This is a genomic window from Acetobacter orientalis, from assembly GCF_000963965.1.
GTDB lineage: Bacteria > Pseudomonadota > Alphaproteobacteria > Acetobacterales > Acetobacteraceae > Acetobacter > Acetobacter orientalis.
On record NZ_BAMX01000022.1, the window covers coordinates 86,144 to 101,898 of the forward strand.

Consider the following 15,755-nt stretch of genomic DNA (forward strand, 5'->3'; position numbering starts at 1 on the left):
TAAAAGTGAACTGGCACCTTATCGATTGGGTCTGGCATGTAAGAGGAAACCTTTCCCTGCCCGTGCAACAAACAAATAGTGAAACACTTGGTAAAATAGAACCATTGTTTCAAGAAGTGGGTACAACGCACGAGCTGACAAATGATGGGTTGGTTTTTTCTAAGAAAAATCAACCATCTCAAGACAAGATGGCCGTATTTGATAATGGTGTTTTGAGTATAGAAAAAAATCAGGATGGTTCTTTTTTGCGCTACGACTTAACCAGCAAAACACTACTTTTTTGCTTTTTAGCGCCACTCTTTTTTTTGATAATGGCAGAACTGACTATTGTCGTTAAGCATTTACAGAAACCATCAACCGAAGTATCGCAATCTGTTAGTGATAAAGCTAAAGAAGAGAAATACCTTATACAGAGCCCAATAGACAAAGCGTTAGGGGTGCCTGCACCGGAAAAGAAGAGCGAGAAAGATAAAGAAGGACAGGGAAAACGAAAGCTGTCTCCAACTGCCGCATATGTATTTGCTGGAATATTTTCTATTTTATACGTTATTGGCAGAATTAGAGAGGCTTTATCAGTAAAATCTCTTTTTAGGAAATACATATCCTAATATTAATTATTTAATAAATTAGAAGAGGTTTTCATGATGTATCGTAAAACAATTTTAAAATATACTTTGATGTTAGCGGTGCTTTCACCGCTAAGCTGTTTTTCTAATGTGTTTGCGCAAACAGCTCCTATGCCGCAGGTTATGCATGTGCCCGGCTCACCTGACTTTCTTGCTGTTGATGGTAGTTCAGTATGGGTTATGAATAGAGGGCGGGTAGAGCACTGGTCGACAGAGGGAAAGCTGGCTGAAGTCAAGCTGGATCATCCTTGCGGTGCAATGGCAGTAGCATTTGGCTCTTTATGGGTTGCCGATTGTAAGGCCAAGACACTCAACCGTGTTAATTTGCAAACTGCGAAAAACGATATTGTTATTCAAACTGGTATTGCAAACCCAAGAGGTGAACTAAATGTTGTTAGTGGAGATGGTTCTATTTGGGTAGGGAGTGACGGTAGCGGAAAGATCTCCCGTGTTGACCCACTCACAAACAAGGTAATTGCCTCTATTCCCGTTGATTCTGAAACTTATTATTTGGCATTTGGTTTTGGTGCTTTATGGGGGGTGAGCCCTACTCATAACACTCTTCAGAAAATTGACCCGCAAACAAATAGTGTCGTTAAAAAAACGGCCCTTGGTCAAAATCCGGGCTTTCTTGTTGCTGGAGAAGGCGCTGTCTGGGTGCAGGAACAGGGCGATGGAACGCTTGTGCGCATTGCGCCAGAAACAGGAGAGATTTCTGGCCGCGTTAAAGTAGATAATACATTAACGTATGGAGATATTGATGCAGGAGGTGGCAAGGTTTGGCTCCGTACAACAGATCACCAGACATTTGTTGTGGTTGATCCAAAAACTCTTGCTATCCGTGCAAGGCTTGGCACACAAACGGGTAGTGGAGCGTTACGTTATACCCCTCAGGGGATATGGACCACATCTCACGATATTCATGTGCTGGCATGGTGGGAGAAGCCAGAAAATATAGGCAATTGAATCATCAACCTGAACCTTATTTTATAGAGGGCAGATGTTTCTTGTGTTGCAGGGTGCATCTGCTTTCAATGAGTAATCATGGCAAGTCTATGAAACAGAATTTTTTATGAAAATTAGCTTTATGAGATGCTTCTATAATGATTATTCTAAATCGTGTTTTTGTCTTCATTAAAAAAATATTGTGAAAATGGATAGCGCCTACATCTTGTGCCTGTCGCGTTAAAAAGCGCATTCCCTAGCGATGGAAATGCGGCAGTCGTGCCAACCTCTCCAATACCGCCAGGGTTTTCTGTACTTTTGATAATATGAACGTCAATTGGTGGTGCTTCATTAATTCTCATAAGCGGATAATTATGAAAATTACTCTGCTCTATACGTCCATTTTTTATGGTTATTTCGCTATAAAGGGCTGCACTAAAGCCAAACAGTAACCCACCTTCTATTTGTGCTTTAATAGTATCAAGGTTAACGGCTATACCACAATCTATAACGGCTGTTACCTTTGTTATGGCAATATATTTTTTATCTGTCACCATCACTTCAGTAACAACTGCGCAGTGGGTACCAAAAGCATTATGTAATGCTACTCCACGGCCCGTGCCCGAGGGTAAGGGTTTACTCCATTGGCTCTCTTGTGCAACACGTTTTAGTAGAGCTACAGAACGAGGGTTTTTACGTAAAAGATGTAGTCTGTAATCTAATGGGTCATTATCTGTTGCGGTCGCTAGTTCATCTATAAAGCTTTCTACCACATAAACATTATGCGCTGGGCCTACGCCACGCCACCACCCAACGGGCACTGGGGTTTCAGCGCGCGTCCAAGTTACAAACATTTGTGGTAAGTCATACGGTGTATCCACAGCCCCTGCTACGGCGTCTGAATCGAGCTTGCCTAGAGGGAGGCCACCTGGTGTAAACCGATCGACAACTGAAGGGCCGCTTACATGGTGCTGCCAAGAGAGCGGCTGCCCGTCTTGGCCAAGTGTTGCGCTAATACGGTCATAATATGCTGGGCGAAAAAGGTCTTGGCGTATATCTTCCTCACGGCTCCAGATAAATTTTACTGGGCGCGAAACCTGGCAGGCAAAGTGCGTTGCCTGTTCCAAAAAATCTGTTGCTAATCTACGCCCAAAACTACCACCTATCATGTGATTATGAATGGCAATTTTTTCTTGGGGTAAGCCTGTTACCTGTGCAACCGCAGCACGAGCACGTGTTGGCACTTGTGTGCCCATCCAAACATCGCAGCCATCTGCGCGTACATGTACAGTTACGTTAGCCGGTTCCATCGGAGTATGAGATAAAAACGGGAGTTCATAAGCGGCTTCTAGTTTTCTACCTTCAACAGAAGCATCCTCCGCTCTTTCATCGCGCGCAATAACCTCTGGAACAGAGAGGGAGGCGTCACGAATGGTTTTTCGAATGTCTATAGAAGAGAGAGAAGCCTCTTTTCCCTCTAACCATGTAACCTTAAGAGCACCTAACCCTTTTTTCGCTGTCCAGTAATTTTTTGCGATAACGGCAACGGCTGTATCCGTTTTTAGAACGTCCAGAACACCAGGAATATTTTTGCAGAGCGTGTCATCGATAAAGCGAACTTTAGCACCAAGCGATGGTGGCCCCATAATAGTGCCAATCACCATGTCTGGTATACGGACATCAATTCCGAAAACAGCTGTTCCGTTTGTTTTTGCAGGGATATCTAAGCGTGGAAAAGACTTGCCTATAAGTTTCCAGTCATCGGCGGCCTTGAGCGGCACTACTTGGGGTATGTTCTGTCGTGCTGCTTCAGCTGCAAATTCACCATATTTTGCACAACGCTGGCCAGTATGATCTTTTATGTAACCGTTTTCAGCTACGAGAAAACGTTGCTCAGTGTTCCAACGGGTAGCTGCTGCGGCAAGAAGCATTAGTCTAGCAGTTGCGCCAGCTTGCCGTAAGGGCACCCAGCCTTTGCGCACCGAACGCGAGCCGCCTGTTGAGAGTGATTTAAGGAATTCTGGTGCAAATTCACTCACGTCTTGTGGGAGTGCTGGCAGCACAGTAATGTCGTTGGGGTCTACTTCTAACTCTTCTGCAATAATGATAGCTTCAGTTGTATAAATGCCTTGCCCCATTTCAACGTTGGGAACAATGAGAGAGATTTGATTGTCACTCCCAATACGAACAACACCGCCAAGTGTGACATCTGATGAAGGGGGGGGATTTAGGTTTGTCTGTGCTAAGGCGCCTTTACCGCAGGCGGAAGGGAGGGCTGCAAAAGCAAGTGCGATTCCCCCTCCCAAAAAGTGGCGCCTTAAGAGAGAGCCTAAAGCATTATCGGCTTTACTAACGAAAAGAGAAGACATGTGTGTGCCGGTTCCCCAATAGCCTTGCAGAAGAGAAGCGAGGAATGTTTTTAGAGAAATAGACTAGAGAAATTTTTAGACTATCTTCAGAAACATTCCTGTGAATGCACTCCTGTTCCCCAATAAATTTCTACTGTATTTTTTTAATAGCTTTCCTCAGCCCTGCAATTTACTGGGATTTCAGAAATACTCACTTCATTGGGTGATGTGACAAGAAAATGCGCCACACGGGCAATTTCTTCAGCTGGGGTCATATGTAGGCCCGGCATCATACCTTCAACCATATCTGTTTTCACAAAGCCTGGGCATATAACGGTCGCTCTAATGCCATATTCAAACCCAGTGTGGCGAATAGCATGTGCCAAAGCAAGCGTTGCAAATTTGGATACCGCATACGCCCCGGAATCTGAATCGTAAACGCGTTTGCTTGATAAAGAACCGATCATAACAACTCGACCGCTACCGCTTGCAACAAGCTGCTGCCAAGCGGCACTTACAAGCCGGCGTGGGCTTTTAATATGCACGTCCAATAGGTCATCCATTTCCCCTTCAGAAATTTCTATAACATTTTTCCAAATGCCAATGCCTGCATTTGCAACAATTGCATCAATATGGCCAAAATGGCTTATGGTCTTTTCAACCCATGCCGTTTCGGTTGTGGCATCTAATGCGTCGTAGTAACCAATTAAAATACGTGTTGTATCAGTTGCCCATGCTGGTGTTTCAGATTTACGCATACCAAGGCTAACATGCCAGCCCTCATCGTAAAATTTTTTGGCGATGGCAGCACCCATACCTCTTGCCGCGCCTGAAACCATAATCACTTTTTGCGGTGTTTTCATCAGAGATTTCCCTCTATTTATGGTATTTTAAAGGTTGCTATAAGCATAAAGTAAATAATAAAAGAACCCTTCTATGGAAAATAACTTTCACATAGAAGGGTTCTTTTAAATTATATTGATCGAGTGCATTACTTTAGAAATGAGCGCTTGCTTCCAGACCAAAGGTGCGAGGTGTGAGAACACTGTAAGCATAATAACGTTCAGCAACACCATCACGTGAGCGAATAGAACTCATGTCGTTACTAACAGCTGTTACGGCGTATTGGTCAGTCAAGTTATTAACAAAAAGATCAACGCTCCATTTTGGCGTATTATATGTTACAGAGGCGCGGTGCGTTACGTAGCTTGGCATACGGTAGCCATATCCTTCTAGCCCAACGCGGGAGAAAATACTGCCTTGGTATGTTGTCGCCCAGTTGAGTTGAACGTTACGGTCTTCGTCAATATGTATAATGTAGTTTGCAATAACACTCCCAGAATTTTTGGTCGAACCAGGTAGACGGTCGCCTGGCTGACCGGCATAGGAACCAAGTACGTTCGTTACCAAACCAGGCGAGTATTTAGTCAGGTGTGCATCAACATAAGAATACGTGGCCGAAATCGTAAAATTAGGTAGGACTTTTACATTAACAGACGCATCGAAGCCTCTTGAAACCGCCGCGGCTCCGTTTTTTGTAATTCCGACATTCCCATATTGGGTTTGGCCCGGAACCTGTATATTGCTCCAGTCTATATTATAGCCAGCTAGCGTAAACATTAACCGGCGATGGAAAAAATTCCCGCGAATACCAAGCTCAGCGTTGCGAGTTTTATCGGGTTTATAGCTTACCTCATTAGGGAGAGCGCACGCATGCTGCACGCTTGTATCTAGTGGCATAGAGCAGGGTGCTACTTTATTAACCCCACCAACACGATAGCCAGTGCTGTAAGTGAAATAGGCCATAATATTAGGGTTAACACGGTAAGAAATGTTTGCTTTCCACATAGTGCCGTTGGCACCGGTAGAGCCTTGCTGCGAGCTATAATTTACATTTGGGTAGGCTTGAAACAGCGGTAAAGCGGTGCCGCCGTTCACAGAGGCATCATAGTCAAAGTATCGGAAGCCACCTGTAATCTGTAGGTTCTTTAAGATATGATACGTAAGCTCTCCATATACTGCACGTTCTTGCGTTTTGGTGTGTACACGGGAGGCATATTCCAACTCATCTGGGCGATCTATACCCGCCCATGACGTATAGCCGGGCACGTATTCATGACGGTTTGTATCTGTTTTAAGGTCGTTATAAAAACCACCAATAACCCAGCTTATCGGCCCTTTGTGGGTCGAGACAAGGCGTAGCTCTTCGTTAAACTGTGTATATTTGCGGTGGTTGTTGGCATAAGAAGAGAAGCTCGGAAAGGCTTGGTAGCCATAATCTAAATCAAGCAAAAGATCCGTGTTATCTTCTACAGAATCGATTGTCTGGTGTGTATAAGCTGTTGTGTTAACTAGCTGGGCAAAGTTGAAGATATTAAAATAGAACTCCCCGCTATAAAGGTCTGATGTGCGGTTAACTGGTTCTTGATAGCGCCAAGGGGCTTCATAGTGGCCGGTGCCCATAACACCAACACCATTGGCCTGTTGGCCACCAGTACGTGTTTCTTGGTGCATATAGGTAAGGTAGCCCTTAATATTAGGGTTCACCTGTACCAAGAGCTGGTTACGAGTTGTAAAGGTGTGGTCGTAGTTCAGGTCTTTGCGGCGATAGAAATTTTGATCGCGTTGTTCGGCTGTGCCTAAAGAATTTGCACCGGGTTGTGGGTTAGAGACCCCAGGCGTTTTAAGAAGGTAGTTGTAGTCCATAAAGCCGGGGTCGTTATAGTACCCAACAACAGTTCTAAATGCTAAATGGTCTTTCATGAGTGGAATGTTAAAGGTGCCGGTTGTTTCACCGCCAGGCGAGCTGCTGTGTGATTCGCCAAAAGTTTTTCCGGTTACGTCAGCAGACCAATGATTAAGAACCGGGCGGTGTGGCATATAGCGTATCGCGCCAGCTAGTGTGCCCAAGCCATACAGTGTTCCCTGTGGCCCTTGCAGAACTTCTAAGCGATCAATGTCGATCATCTTGAAGTCAGTGTAAAGCGGCACTTCACCAAGGTAGACACCAACCGAGTTGTTGGTGAAATTTCCGGTTGTAGAGGTTGAGCCAGAAGATAGCCCACGCATAATAATATTACCGGTATTACCAGGGCCGTTATCGGTAATGGTTAAACCCGGGACAAAAGAGCTAAGTTGGCGAATATCAGTGATCCGCTCATTTTTCATGAGTTTCTGATCAACCACTGAAATATTGATTGGTGAATCTTCCAGCTTAGTGGCACGCCGTGTCGCTGTAACCATAATCTGCTCTTCTTGGGCAGCATGGACTTTGGGCGGTGTAGTTTTAAGCGCTGCGGCTTTTGTGGCAGCGGGTTGTTGTTTTGCTGGCGCAGCAGGGCGCGTTTTTTTCTCTGCAACTGGGCGCTTCTGTTGGTCAGAAGATGCTGCATGAGCGGAGACGACGAAGGCAAAGGGAGCGCCACTGATGAGCATAGTGGCGCAAAACAGATATGCCCTTTTTTTAGCCGGACAATCCTGCATACGTTACTCCTGTTTTTACTTTGGTGCGTGTCTCCGTTGCTAGATCCAGCAACCAAGAAGAGAGGCGCCCAATACATTCATCTAGGATCGTAGACTCATCATTTCGAAACCGATATGTGTTATTTGACGTAATTAAAGGTGTTTGTCACCAGAAAAAGAGGCTTATTTTCGTATTTGCAGCTTATAATTTTCGGGGTTGAGCGTGGGGGAGGCGAATAATATCAAGGCGTAAGAATGCATATAAATAAAAATTACTATAAAATATAATGATATTTCATAAAAAATAAAAATATCCTTCAAGTTTTTAGAGAAAATTTAGAAGATTTTTAGGGTGAACCTCAGGAATGAAGGAGGCCATGTCAACGACGGTGGCGGCTATGGTTAAATAATTTTGTGCCATGGAATGTGTGTAGAGATTGTAAAATCCAGCGACCTATGTCAGTTTTTGTTCTTAGATCAAAACGGTCTTTGTATTTACAAAAATATATGCTGGAGAAAGCAATGGTTGAAAAAGTTTTTTTGTGCCGTGACAATGAACTGCGTGAAAGCGATATGCGCCAGGTGGCAGTTGCCGGGTTAGAGACGAAATTGGTGGTTTATAAAGTTAAAGGTAAAGTGTATATCACCGATGCTCTTTGCACGCATGGAAAGGCAGTCCTGACAGACGGAGATCTGGAAGGCACTACAATTTATTGTCCATTGCATGGCGGGGGGTTTGACATTTGTACGGGAAAGGCTGCCTCGCCACCATGCACTGTACCGCTTAAAACATATCCTGCGGTGGTTGAGGGGAATGATATTTTCGGTTTGCTGGGCGAATAACAGTGAGCCTTGAGAGAATTTAATACTGAATAGCTATCTCGTCAGGAAAAAGAGTGTTTTTAGCTATGGTTAAAAGCACTCTTAATATTTCAAGGAAAAATATATAAAATACAATATGTTATTGCTGCTATGTGTCTCTAAAAAGTCTTTTCCAATAGGATTGGCTAAACACAAATTATAAAAAATTCGTTACGGTATTGATTTGATGTGTCGGACTCTGTTATAAGCAATTATGCAGTTTTAGTTAGACTGTAAAAATATGCAATGGTTCGCTAGGGTTCCGGTCTGTTTATGCAGATGTCTGGTCCGAGAGCGAACGACCTCTGGTTGAGGTTACACGGCGGGACAAAAGCCCGGGAGACAGCCCACATTTGTGGTGCGCTGCTCTTTTGTTGTCGTGTTAACCAGGGGTTTTGAAGATGCAATTTTCTCTTTTTCCCATAATTATCAATAAAATAGACATCAAATCGGCAATGTTTTGCGGGTCTGGTCTTTTTATTCCCTCTGCTGTGCGTGCTTGTTCACGCTGTTGCGCATTCCACCCTCTAGGTGTTGGGAGTTTGTAATGAAAAACGATATGCTGACTTTGCGTCCGTGCCTTTATGAAGAACACGTGCCGGGTGGAGGGCATACCTCACTTATTCTTAAGCGTGGGCGTGTTTTGCGCATTAAAGATATTGAAGGTGGCGCTAATATAAGCGCAACTTTTCTAAATGCCGACCAAAAGAGCGAGCGTTTTAATCTTCCAGATACCCTAAAGGGGCAGCATACCGCAAAACTTACTGCAGGGCACTGTCTATATTCTGATATGGGCCGTGTTCTGTTGGCTATTACTGAAGATAGTTGCGGTTGGCACGATTCTTTTGGCGGGGTGCTTAATGCGCAAGAAGTAGAAGAGAAATATGGAAAAGGGCCCTATCAGGAACTGCGTAATAAATTTTACCGTAACGGGCATGATAACCTGCTGGTAGAAATGGGAAAATGGAACCTTAATCTACAAGATCTTCTTATGGTTGTGAATTTTTTCAGTAAAGTAACAGTCGATGAAGAAGGCCGATTCTCTTTTGTATCGGGTCATTCTTCTGCAGGTGACTTTATTGATCTGTATGCCCCCATGGATGTGTTGATTATTCTTACAGCTTTGCAGCACCCAATGGACCCAGATCCGCATTATAACCCTAAACCTATCTCTTTTTCCGTACATGAGGTTGTAGAAGACGGTATTTCCTTGGGTTGTCATACCTCTAGGCCAGAAAATGGACGTGCGTTTTTCAATACAGCTCTTTACTGCGTGTAAGGAAAATAAAAATGAAGCTGACACCAAGTAATCTGTCGCAAGAAACAGCATTATTCCGCCATGTGATTCCTGCAGGTGAACCCTTCTTATTTGAAGTGAAAGCCGGCCAGACACTCCGCCTTCTTGATCTTGAAGGTAACCAGGCTATCGATACGTTGTTTTATAATGCGCAAGCTCCACGGGAGCGTTACGACCCGCAGCGCACAATACGGCGTCAGAACAGCGTTTATCTTACGTGTGGTACAGTGCTGTATTCCAATATGGGTAATCCTATGCTGACAATTGTGGCAGATACTTGTGGTCGTCACGACACTTTAGGCGGTGCCTGTGCGCAGGAAAGTAATACGGTTCGCTATGCACATGACCGTAGGTTTATGCATAGTTGCCGTGATAATTTTTTGTGTGCCTGCCTGCATGATGGCAGATTGGATAAGCGTGACATTGGTGCCAATATTAACTTCTTTATGAATGTGCCTGTCACTTCAGATGGTGGACTTACGTTTGAAGATGGTATTTCCGCGGCAGGAAAATATGTTGAAATGCGCGCCGAGCAACATGTCATGGTTCTTATTTCTAATTGCCCACAATTGAATAACCCCTGCAATGGGTGGAACCCCACTCCTGCAGAAGTGCTTGTGTGGGAGTAAACTGAAAGACATGTAAGGTCTTTCAGTTCTTTTTCTACGCTAGACTTTCTCCTGTAGTGGGTTAGCTGTTTTCTTCTGAATGAGATCATAATGTTTGAAAAATTGCTGATAGCCAACCGTGGTGCCATAGCATCTCGCATTATAAGAACCTTGCGAGATCTAAAGGTTAATTCAGTAGCTGTTTATTCGGAAGCAGACCTCGGAAGTCTTCATGTACGTAATGCTGATCAGGCTATTTCACTTGGAACTGGTGCAGCAACTGAGACTTATTTAAGAACTGACAAGATTTTGGAGGCTGCACGGCAGGTAGGTGCCAAAGCGATCCATCCAGGTTATGGGTTTCTATCTGAAAATGCGGCTTTTGCTGAAGAGTGTGAAAAACAAGGATTCGCTTTTGTTGGGCCAACTCCTGAGCAGCTTCGCACTTTTGGGTTAAAGCATACCGCGCGAGATCTAGCCGCAGCACAAGGTGTGCCCATGCTACGTGGCACCACGTTGCTGGCTACAGTGCAAGATGCAACTGATGCTGCTACCCATATTGGGTATCCAGTTATGCTGAAAAGCACAGCGGGCGGTGGCGGCATAGGTATGCGTGTCTGTTATAATGAGGCAGAGCTCGTTGAGGCATTTGATAAAGTGCGTCAACTTGGTATGAACAACTTCTCTGACGGTGGTGTGTTTATTGAAAAATACATTGAACATGCACGCCACCTTGAAGTTCAGATATTTGGTGATGGAACAGGGGAGGTTGTTGCCCTTGGCGTGCGTGATTGTTCAATCCAGCGCCGCAACCAGAAAGTTATAGAGGAAACACCTGCCCCCGGTTTACCCGATGGCATAGCCGAAGCGTTGTGTGAGGCGGCAATTCGGCTGGGTAAAGCAACACATTATCGTAGCGCTGGTACTGTTGAATTTGTTTATGATAGTGATGTTAAGCAATTTTATTTTTTAGAGGTTAATACACGCCTTCAGGTTGAGCACGGGGTAACGGAGCAAGTCTGGGGGGTTGACCTGGTGCGTTGGATGGTTGAGCTGGCGGCAGGTACACTGCCCCCTCTCAGCAGCCTTATGGCTGACCTAACGCCGCAGGGTCATGCCATTCAAGCCAGACTCTATGCTGAAGATCCCGGTCGTAATTTTCAGCCGTCTCCGGGCCTTGTTACGCATGTTCATTTTCCACCCTCAGACGGAAAAGCTCTGCGTATTGATACATGGATAGAAGCTGGTGTAGAAATTCCTGCATTTTTCGACCCAATGGTTGCCAAGGTCATAGCTCATGATAGCTCACGACAAGAGGCACTGGCGCGACTAGATGACGCGCTTGCTAAAACAGAAATTTACGGCGTTGAAACAAATCGCGGCTATCTTAGGCAAATTCTAGCCTATAAACCGTTTGTAGAAGGCGCACCTTGGACAAGATGTCTGGAGCGCTTAACGTATCATGCCAATACGTTTGAAGTTATTGTAGCGGGCACACAAACAACCGTACAAGATTGCCCTGGAAGACTTGGCTATTGGGCTGTTGGTATTCCGCCTTCTGGCCCAATGGACGATCGTTCTTTTCAACTAGCGAATACACTTTTGGGCAATAGCTCAGATGCCGCTGGTCTCGAAATAACCATGAATGGCCCAACGCTACGCTTTAATACAGAAGCTGTTGTTGCCATTACTGGTGCTGAAATTGTTGTTGAGCTTGATGGGCAACCTTGCCCTATGAATACAGCATTGCATATTGCTGCGGGCTCTGTTTTGCGGCTAGGCGGTATTGTTAGAAAAGGGGCAAGGAGTTATCTCGCCCTGCGTGGCGGTATTATTGTTCCTGCGTATCTGGGTAGCTGTAGTACTTTTGTTCTGGGGCAATTTGGGGGGCATGCTGGGCGTGCGCTCCGTGTGGGAGATGTGTTACACATTTCGCCTCTGCAAAACCCACTTGCAGGCAATACTCTTCCTGAAGTGCTTACGCCACCACTACCTGATGTTCAGACCTTACGTGTTATTTATGGGCCTCATGCGGCACCTGAATATTTTACGCAAGCATATATGGAAACATTCTTTTCTACAGAATGGGAAATTCATTTCAATTCTAGTCGCACAGGTATTCGCCTTATTGGCCCAAAGCCAGAATGGGTACGTGAAAGCGGAGGAGAAGCTGGCCTGCACCCCTCTAATATTCATGATAACCCTTATGCGATTGGCGCAGTCGATTTTACAGGAGATATGCCGGTTATTTTGGGCCCAGATGGCCCTAGCTTGGGTGGGTTTGTGTGTCCCGCCACTGTTATCAGAGCAGACCTTTGGAAGCTCGGGCAGCTCAGAGCTGGTGATCTCGTACGTTTTGTTCCGGTTGATCTCTCCACTGCACATAATTTAGCGCGCTGTGGTGAGCGAGAAGTCCAAACATTAATTGAGCACGGTCCGTCTTGGGAGCGTGCACAACTTTGCTCACCAGTGGTTATGACTGAAGGAGAGGGCGCTACCCGTCTTGTTGTTCGTCTCTCGGGTGATGCTAATCTGCTTCTTGAAATCGGAGAGCCTGAACTTGATCTGACACTCCGATTTAGAGCGCATGCGCTTATGCGAGCGATGGAGGCTGAAAACCTAAAGGGTATTATTGATCTAACGCCCGGTATACGCTCGTTACAAATACATTATGCTCCTGATCAAATTACGTCTGTCCAGTTGCTCAGCCTTATTAAAGGGCTGTGGTCAGAAGTTTTAAAAACTCAGAATTTACGTGTCCCCTCGCGTATTGTGCACTTGCCTCTTTCTTGGGATGATCCCGCCTGTCAGCTTGCAATTCGCAAATATATGACCACGGTAAGAAAAGATGCACCATGGTGCCCAAGCAATCTTGAATTTATCAGGCGTATTAATGATCTTGGTAGTATCGATGATGTTTACAAGATTGTTTTCAATGCAAGCTATCTGGTTATGGGCTTGGGGGATGTCTATTTAGGCGCACCAGTGGCAACCCCCATAGACCCACGGCACAGGCTGGTTACCACAAAGTATAATCCGGCGCGTACTTGGACAGCCGAAAACTCGGTGGGTATTGGCGGCGCTTATTTGTGCGTGTACGGTATGGAAGGGCCTGGAGGGTACCAGTTTGTAGGCCGTACTTTGCAAATGTGGATGCGCTATCGTTTACCAGAAGCTTTTCAGGATAAATCATGGCTTTTACGGTTCTTTGACCAGATTCGTTTTTATCCTGTTTCAGCAGAAGAGCTTGAGACTATTCGCCGGGATTTTCCGGTGGGGCGTTATGCTCTTAAAATTGAACCAACAGAACTTTCTCTTGCAGACTATCATGCTTTTCTTGAGCAAGAGCACACATCCATTGCGGCGTTCAAAAAAAATCAGCAGGCTGCTTTTAACGCAGAGCGCCAGCGTTGGATTGAAAATGGTACAGCTGATTTTGCAAGTAATGACATTGCACCGGAGGAGGGGGAAGATGTGCCCTTGGCCAATGGTTTGCAGGCAGTTGAAAGCGGCATAGCGGGTAATTTGTGGCAAGTACTTGTAAGCTTGAACGAAAAAGTTGAAGTGGGGCAGGTCGTTGTCATTCTAGAATCAATGAAAATGGAAATATCTCTTGTTGCGCCATGTGCTGGCACAGTGGTGGAAATTCGGGTTCAACCTGGCGCCCCGGTAAGATCTGGGCAATGCGTCATCGTGATCAAGGAAAACTAAAGCTATGAAAAAAGATTTTCCTAACCTGCATATTGATACTCTTTCTGCGGCTTATGCTCGAGGTGAAATAACACCACGTGCTCTTATGGTGCAGTTAAAGCACCGTGCAATCGAGCTTAACGCAGAATATAATCTGTTTATCCATATTCTCGATGACAAAGAGCTTGCGCCTTATCTGGCACGGTTGGAAGACCCTGCTGCTAAAGCATTGCCTCTTTACGGAATTCCCTTTGTTTTAAAAGATAATATTGATTTAAAAGGCATACCTACTACCGCAGCGTGCCCAGATTTTGCATATATTCCAGAGCGTAGCGCTACCATTGTAGAGCAACTGATTGAACTAGGAGCTTTGCCTGTAGGGAAAGCCAATTTGGATCAATTCGCCACAGGCTTAAATGGCACACGCTCTCCTTACGGACTATGCAAAAATAGCGTTTTGCCTGAGTATCCCTCTGGTGGGTCTAGTGCTGGTTCTGCGTTGGCTGTTGCCTTGGGTGTAGCCAGTTTCTCTCTCGGGACAGATACAGCAGGGAGCGGGCGTATCCCGGCTGCTTATAACAATCTTGTCGGTCTAAAAGCGAGTAAAGGCCTCATCTCAACTGCAGGCGTTGTACCTGCATGCCGAACGTTAGATTGCACTACGCTTTTTACAACAACCGCAGCAGAAGCCAGTCGTTTATTAGGGTTAGTTGCTCGGCGTGACCCAAGAGATGACTTTAGCCGACATAACCCGGCTTGGAACGATGCAACCGCTTTTGGTGCTATTGCGCCGGGGTTTCGATTTGGCGTTCCAGAAACACTAGAATTTTTTGGTGATGCAGAGAGCGCGGCGCTTTTTAGCGTTGCTATCTCTCAACTGGAAAGTATAGCTGGTACAGCTGTTTCTATTGATTTTGAACCATTTTTAGAGGCTGCCCGCCTACTGTATGAGGGGCCATGGGTGGCCGAGCGTTATTTAGTTGCTGGTGCGTTAATTACCAAAAACCCTCAAGCCGTTTTACCTGTTATTCATGATGTTCTTGAAAAAGCGCCTCATTATTCAGCACTAGATCATTATGAGGCTCTCTATAGGCTGCAGCACTTGAAAACGGTTTGTGATGCCATTTTGGCAGATCTGGACTTTGTTGTAACGCCCTCCATGCCGCGACCGGTTTCCCTTGCAGACCTCTCTAAAGAACCTGTGGCGGCAAATTCAAGGTTGGGTTGGTATACCAATTTTATGAACCTGTTAGATTATGCGGCAGTGGCAGTACCTGCCAGTTTTATGCGCAGTGGTCTGCCATGGGGTATTACGCTGTTTGGACGTGTGTTTACAGATCAGTATCTTCTGTCTGTTGCCAACACATTCCAGCACGCCACCAACTTACCATTGGTAGGGGGCCATGCATTACCAGCTCCAAAAAGTACGGGGCGTAAAGCTAGAAACGATAAAGCCCGCGTTGTTGTTTGTGGTGCTCATCTAGAAGGTTTGCCCCTTAATTGGCAGTTGCGTGAGCGGCAGGGGCATCTCGTTTCTGCTACCACGACTGCACCGCATTATAGATTATATGCTTTGCCAGGCGGGCCACCTTTGCGCCCAGCCATGGTAAGGGCAAGTGAAGGCGGTCAAGCCATAGAAGTGGAAGTCTGGGAGCTGCCCTCAGCAGAACTAGGGTCTTTCTTAACTAACATTCCCGCTCCACTGGGTCTTGGTAAAGTTGAATTGGCAGATGGCTCATGGGAAACAGGCTTTGTATGTGATGGCTATGCTATTGCGACCGCTGAAGAAATTACCTCTTGGGGAGGCTGGCGCGCATGGTTAGGGTCTCGCGCAGCATAAAATATAACTTGGTGGCTATACTAATGGCCGGCTAAACCAGTGGGGCTACCAAACACTGGTTTGCAGTAGCCCCTACGA

Annotated in this window: 10 protein-coding genes and 1 riboswitch; of the genes, 7 read left to right on the plus strand and 3 right to left on the minus strand. The window is 45.6% G+C overall.

Annotated features, from left to right (window positions below):
- Positions 1-5 precede the first annotated feature (5 nt).
- Positions 6-608: a hypothetical protein gene (locus Abor_RS08970; RefSeq protein WP_048841525.1), complete on the plus strand. Its 603-nt coding sequence runs from the start codon at positions 6-8 to the stop codon at positions 606-608.
- A 33-nt stretch (positions 609-641) separates the two neighbouring features.
- Positions 642-1,592 (plus strand): Vgb family protein, encoded by a 951-nt coding sequence (locus Abor_RS08975; RefSeq protein ID WP_219809794.1) that lies wholly within the window; start codon positions 642-644, stop codon positions 1,590-1,592.
- A gap of 146 nt (positions 1,593-1,738) precedes the next feature.
- On the opposite strand, the gene Abor_RS08980 is transcribed toward Abor_RS08975, so the two are convergent.
- The 3 genes from Abor_RS08980 to Abor_RS08990 form a co-directional block, all read right to left on the minus strand.
- Positions 1,739-3,940 (minus strand): xanthine dehydrogenase family protein molybdopterin-binding subunit, encoded by a 2,202-nt coding sequence (locus Abor_RS08980; protein WP_048841526.1) that lies wholly within the window; start codon positions 3,938-3,940, stop codon positions 1,739-1,741.
- A 143-nt stretch (positions 3,941-4,083) separates the two neighbouring features.
- Positions 4,084-4,782 (minus strand): SDR family NAD(P)-dependent oxidoreductase, encoded by a 699-nt coding sequence (locus Abor_RS08985; protein ID WP_048841527.1) that lies wholly within the window; start codon positions 4,780-4,782, stop codon positions 4,084-4,086.
- A 133-nt stretch (positions 4,783-4,915) separates the two neighbouring features.
- Positions 4,916-7,402, minus strand: a complete 2,487-nt coding sequence (locus tag Abor_RS08990) for a TonB-dependent receptor (protein WP_048841528.1) — start codon at positions 7,400-7,402, stop codon at positions 4,916-4,918.
- Between the two features lie 435 nt (positions 7,403-7,837).
- Here Abor_RS08990 and Abor_RS08995 point away from each other — a divergent pair, with 435 nt between their 5' ends.
- The 5 genes from Abor_RS08995 to atzF all read left to right on the plus strand — a co-directional run bounded on the left by Abor_RS08995 (position 7,838) and on the right by atzF (position 15,677).
- Positions 7,838-8,224, plus strand: coding sequence for a non-heme iron oxygenase ferredoxin subunit (locus Abor_RS08995; RefSeq protein WP_197719547.1), 387 nt, complete (start codon positions 7,838-7,840; stop codon positions 8,222-8,224).
- A 261-nt stretch (positions 8,225-8,485) separates the two neighbouring features.
- Positions 8,486-8,586, plus strand: a riboswitch (guanidine-I (ykkC/yxkD leader).
- A 203-nt stretch (positions 8,587-8,789) separates the two neighbouring features.
- The gene (locus Abor_RS09000) at positions 8,790-9,521 is read left to right on the plus strand and encodes an urea amidolyase associated protein UAAP1 (RefSeq protein WP_084594459.1); all 732 of its coding nucleotides are present in this window, start codon (positions 8,790-8,792) and stop codon (positions 9,519-9,521) included.
- Positions 9,522-9,532: 11 nt separating this feature from the next.
- Positions 9,533-10,168, plus strand: a complete 636-nt coding sequence (locus Abor_RS09005; protein ID WP_048841530.1) for an urea amidolyase associated protein UAAP2 — start codon at positions 9,533-9,535, stop codon at positions 10,166-10,168.
- Between the two features lie 90 nt (positions 10,169-10,258).
- Positions 10,259-13,858, plus strand: a complete 3,600-nt coding sequence (gene uca, locus Abor_RS09010) for an urea carboxylase (RefSeq protein ID WP_048841531.1) — start codon at positions 10,259-10,261, stop codon at positions 13,856-13,858.
- Positions 13,859-13,862: 4 nt separating this feature from the next.
- A complete protein-coding gene (gene atzF / locus Abor_RS09015) occupies positions 13,863-15,677 on the plus strand; it encodes an allophanate hydrolase (protein ID WP_048841532.1) in 1,815 nt (604 codons plus the stop codon).
- Positions 15,678-15,755: the final 78 nt, after the last annotated feature.

Bases quoted from the DNA above. Each gene is read 5' to 3' on its own strand.
- Abor_RS08995 (WP_197719547.1), top strand. From the start codon at position 7,838: ATGTCAGTTTTTGTTCTTAGATCAAAACGGTCTTTGTATTTACAAAAA.
- atzF (WP_048841532.1), top strand. From the start codon at position 13,863: ATGAAAAAAGATTTTCCTAACCTGCATATTGATACTCTTTCTGCGGCT.
- Abor_RS08975 (WP_219809794.1), top strand. From the start codon at position 642: ATGATGTATCGTAAAACAATTTTAAAATATACTTTGATGTTAGCGGTG.
- uca (WP_048841531.1), top strand. From the start codon at position 10,259: ATGTTTGAAAAATTGCTGATAGCCAACCGTGGTGCCATAGCATCTCGC.
- Abor_RS08980 (WP_048841526.1), bottom strand. From the start codon at position 3,940: ATGTCTTCTCTTTTCGTTAGTAAAGCCGATAATGCTTTAGGCTCTCTC.
- Abor_RS09000 (WP_084594459.1), top strand. From the start codon at position 8,790: ATGAAAAACGATATGCTGACTTTGCGTCCGTGCCTTTATGAAGAACAC.
- Abor_RS08990 (WP_048841528.1), bottom strand. From the start codon at position 7,402: ATGCAGGATTGTCCGGCTAAAAAAAGGGCATATCTGTTTTGCGCCACT.
- Abor_RS08985 (WP_048841527.1), bottom strand. From the start codon at position 4,782: ATGAAAACACCGCAAAAAGTGATTATGGTTTCAGGCGCGGCAAGAGGT.
- Abor_RS09005 (WP_048841530.1), top strand. From the start codon at position 9,533: ATGAAGCTGACACCAAGTAATCTGTCGCAAGAAACAGCATTATTCCGC.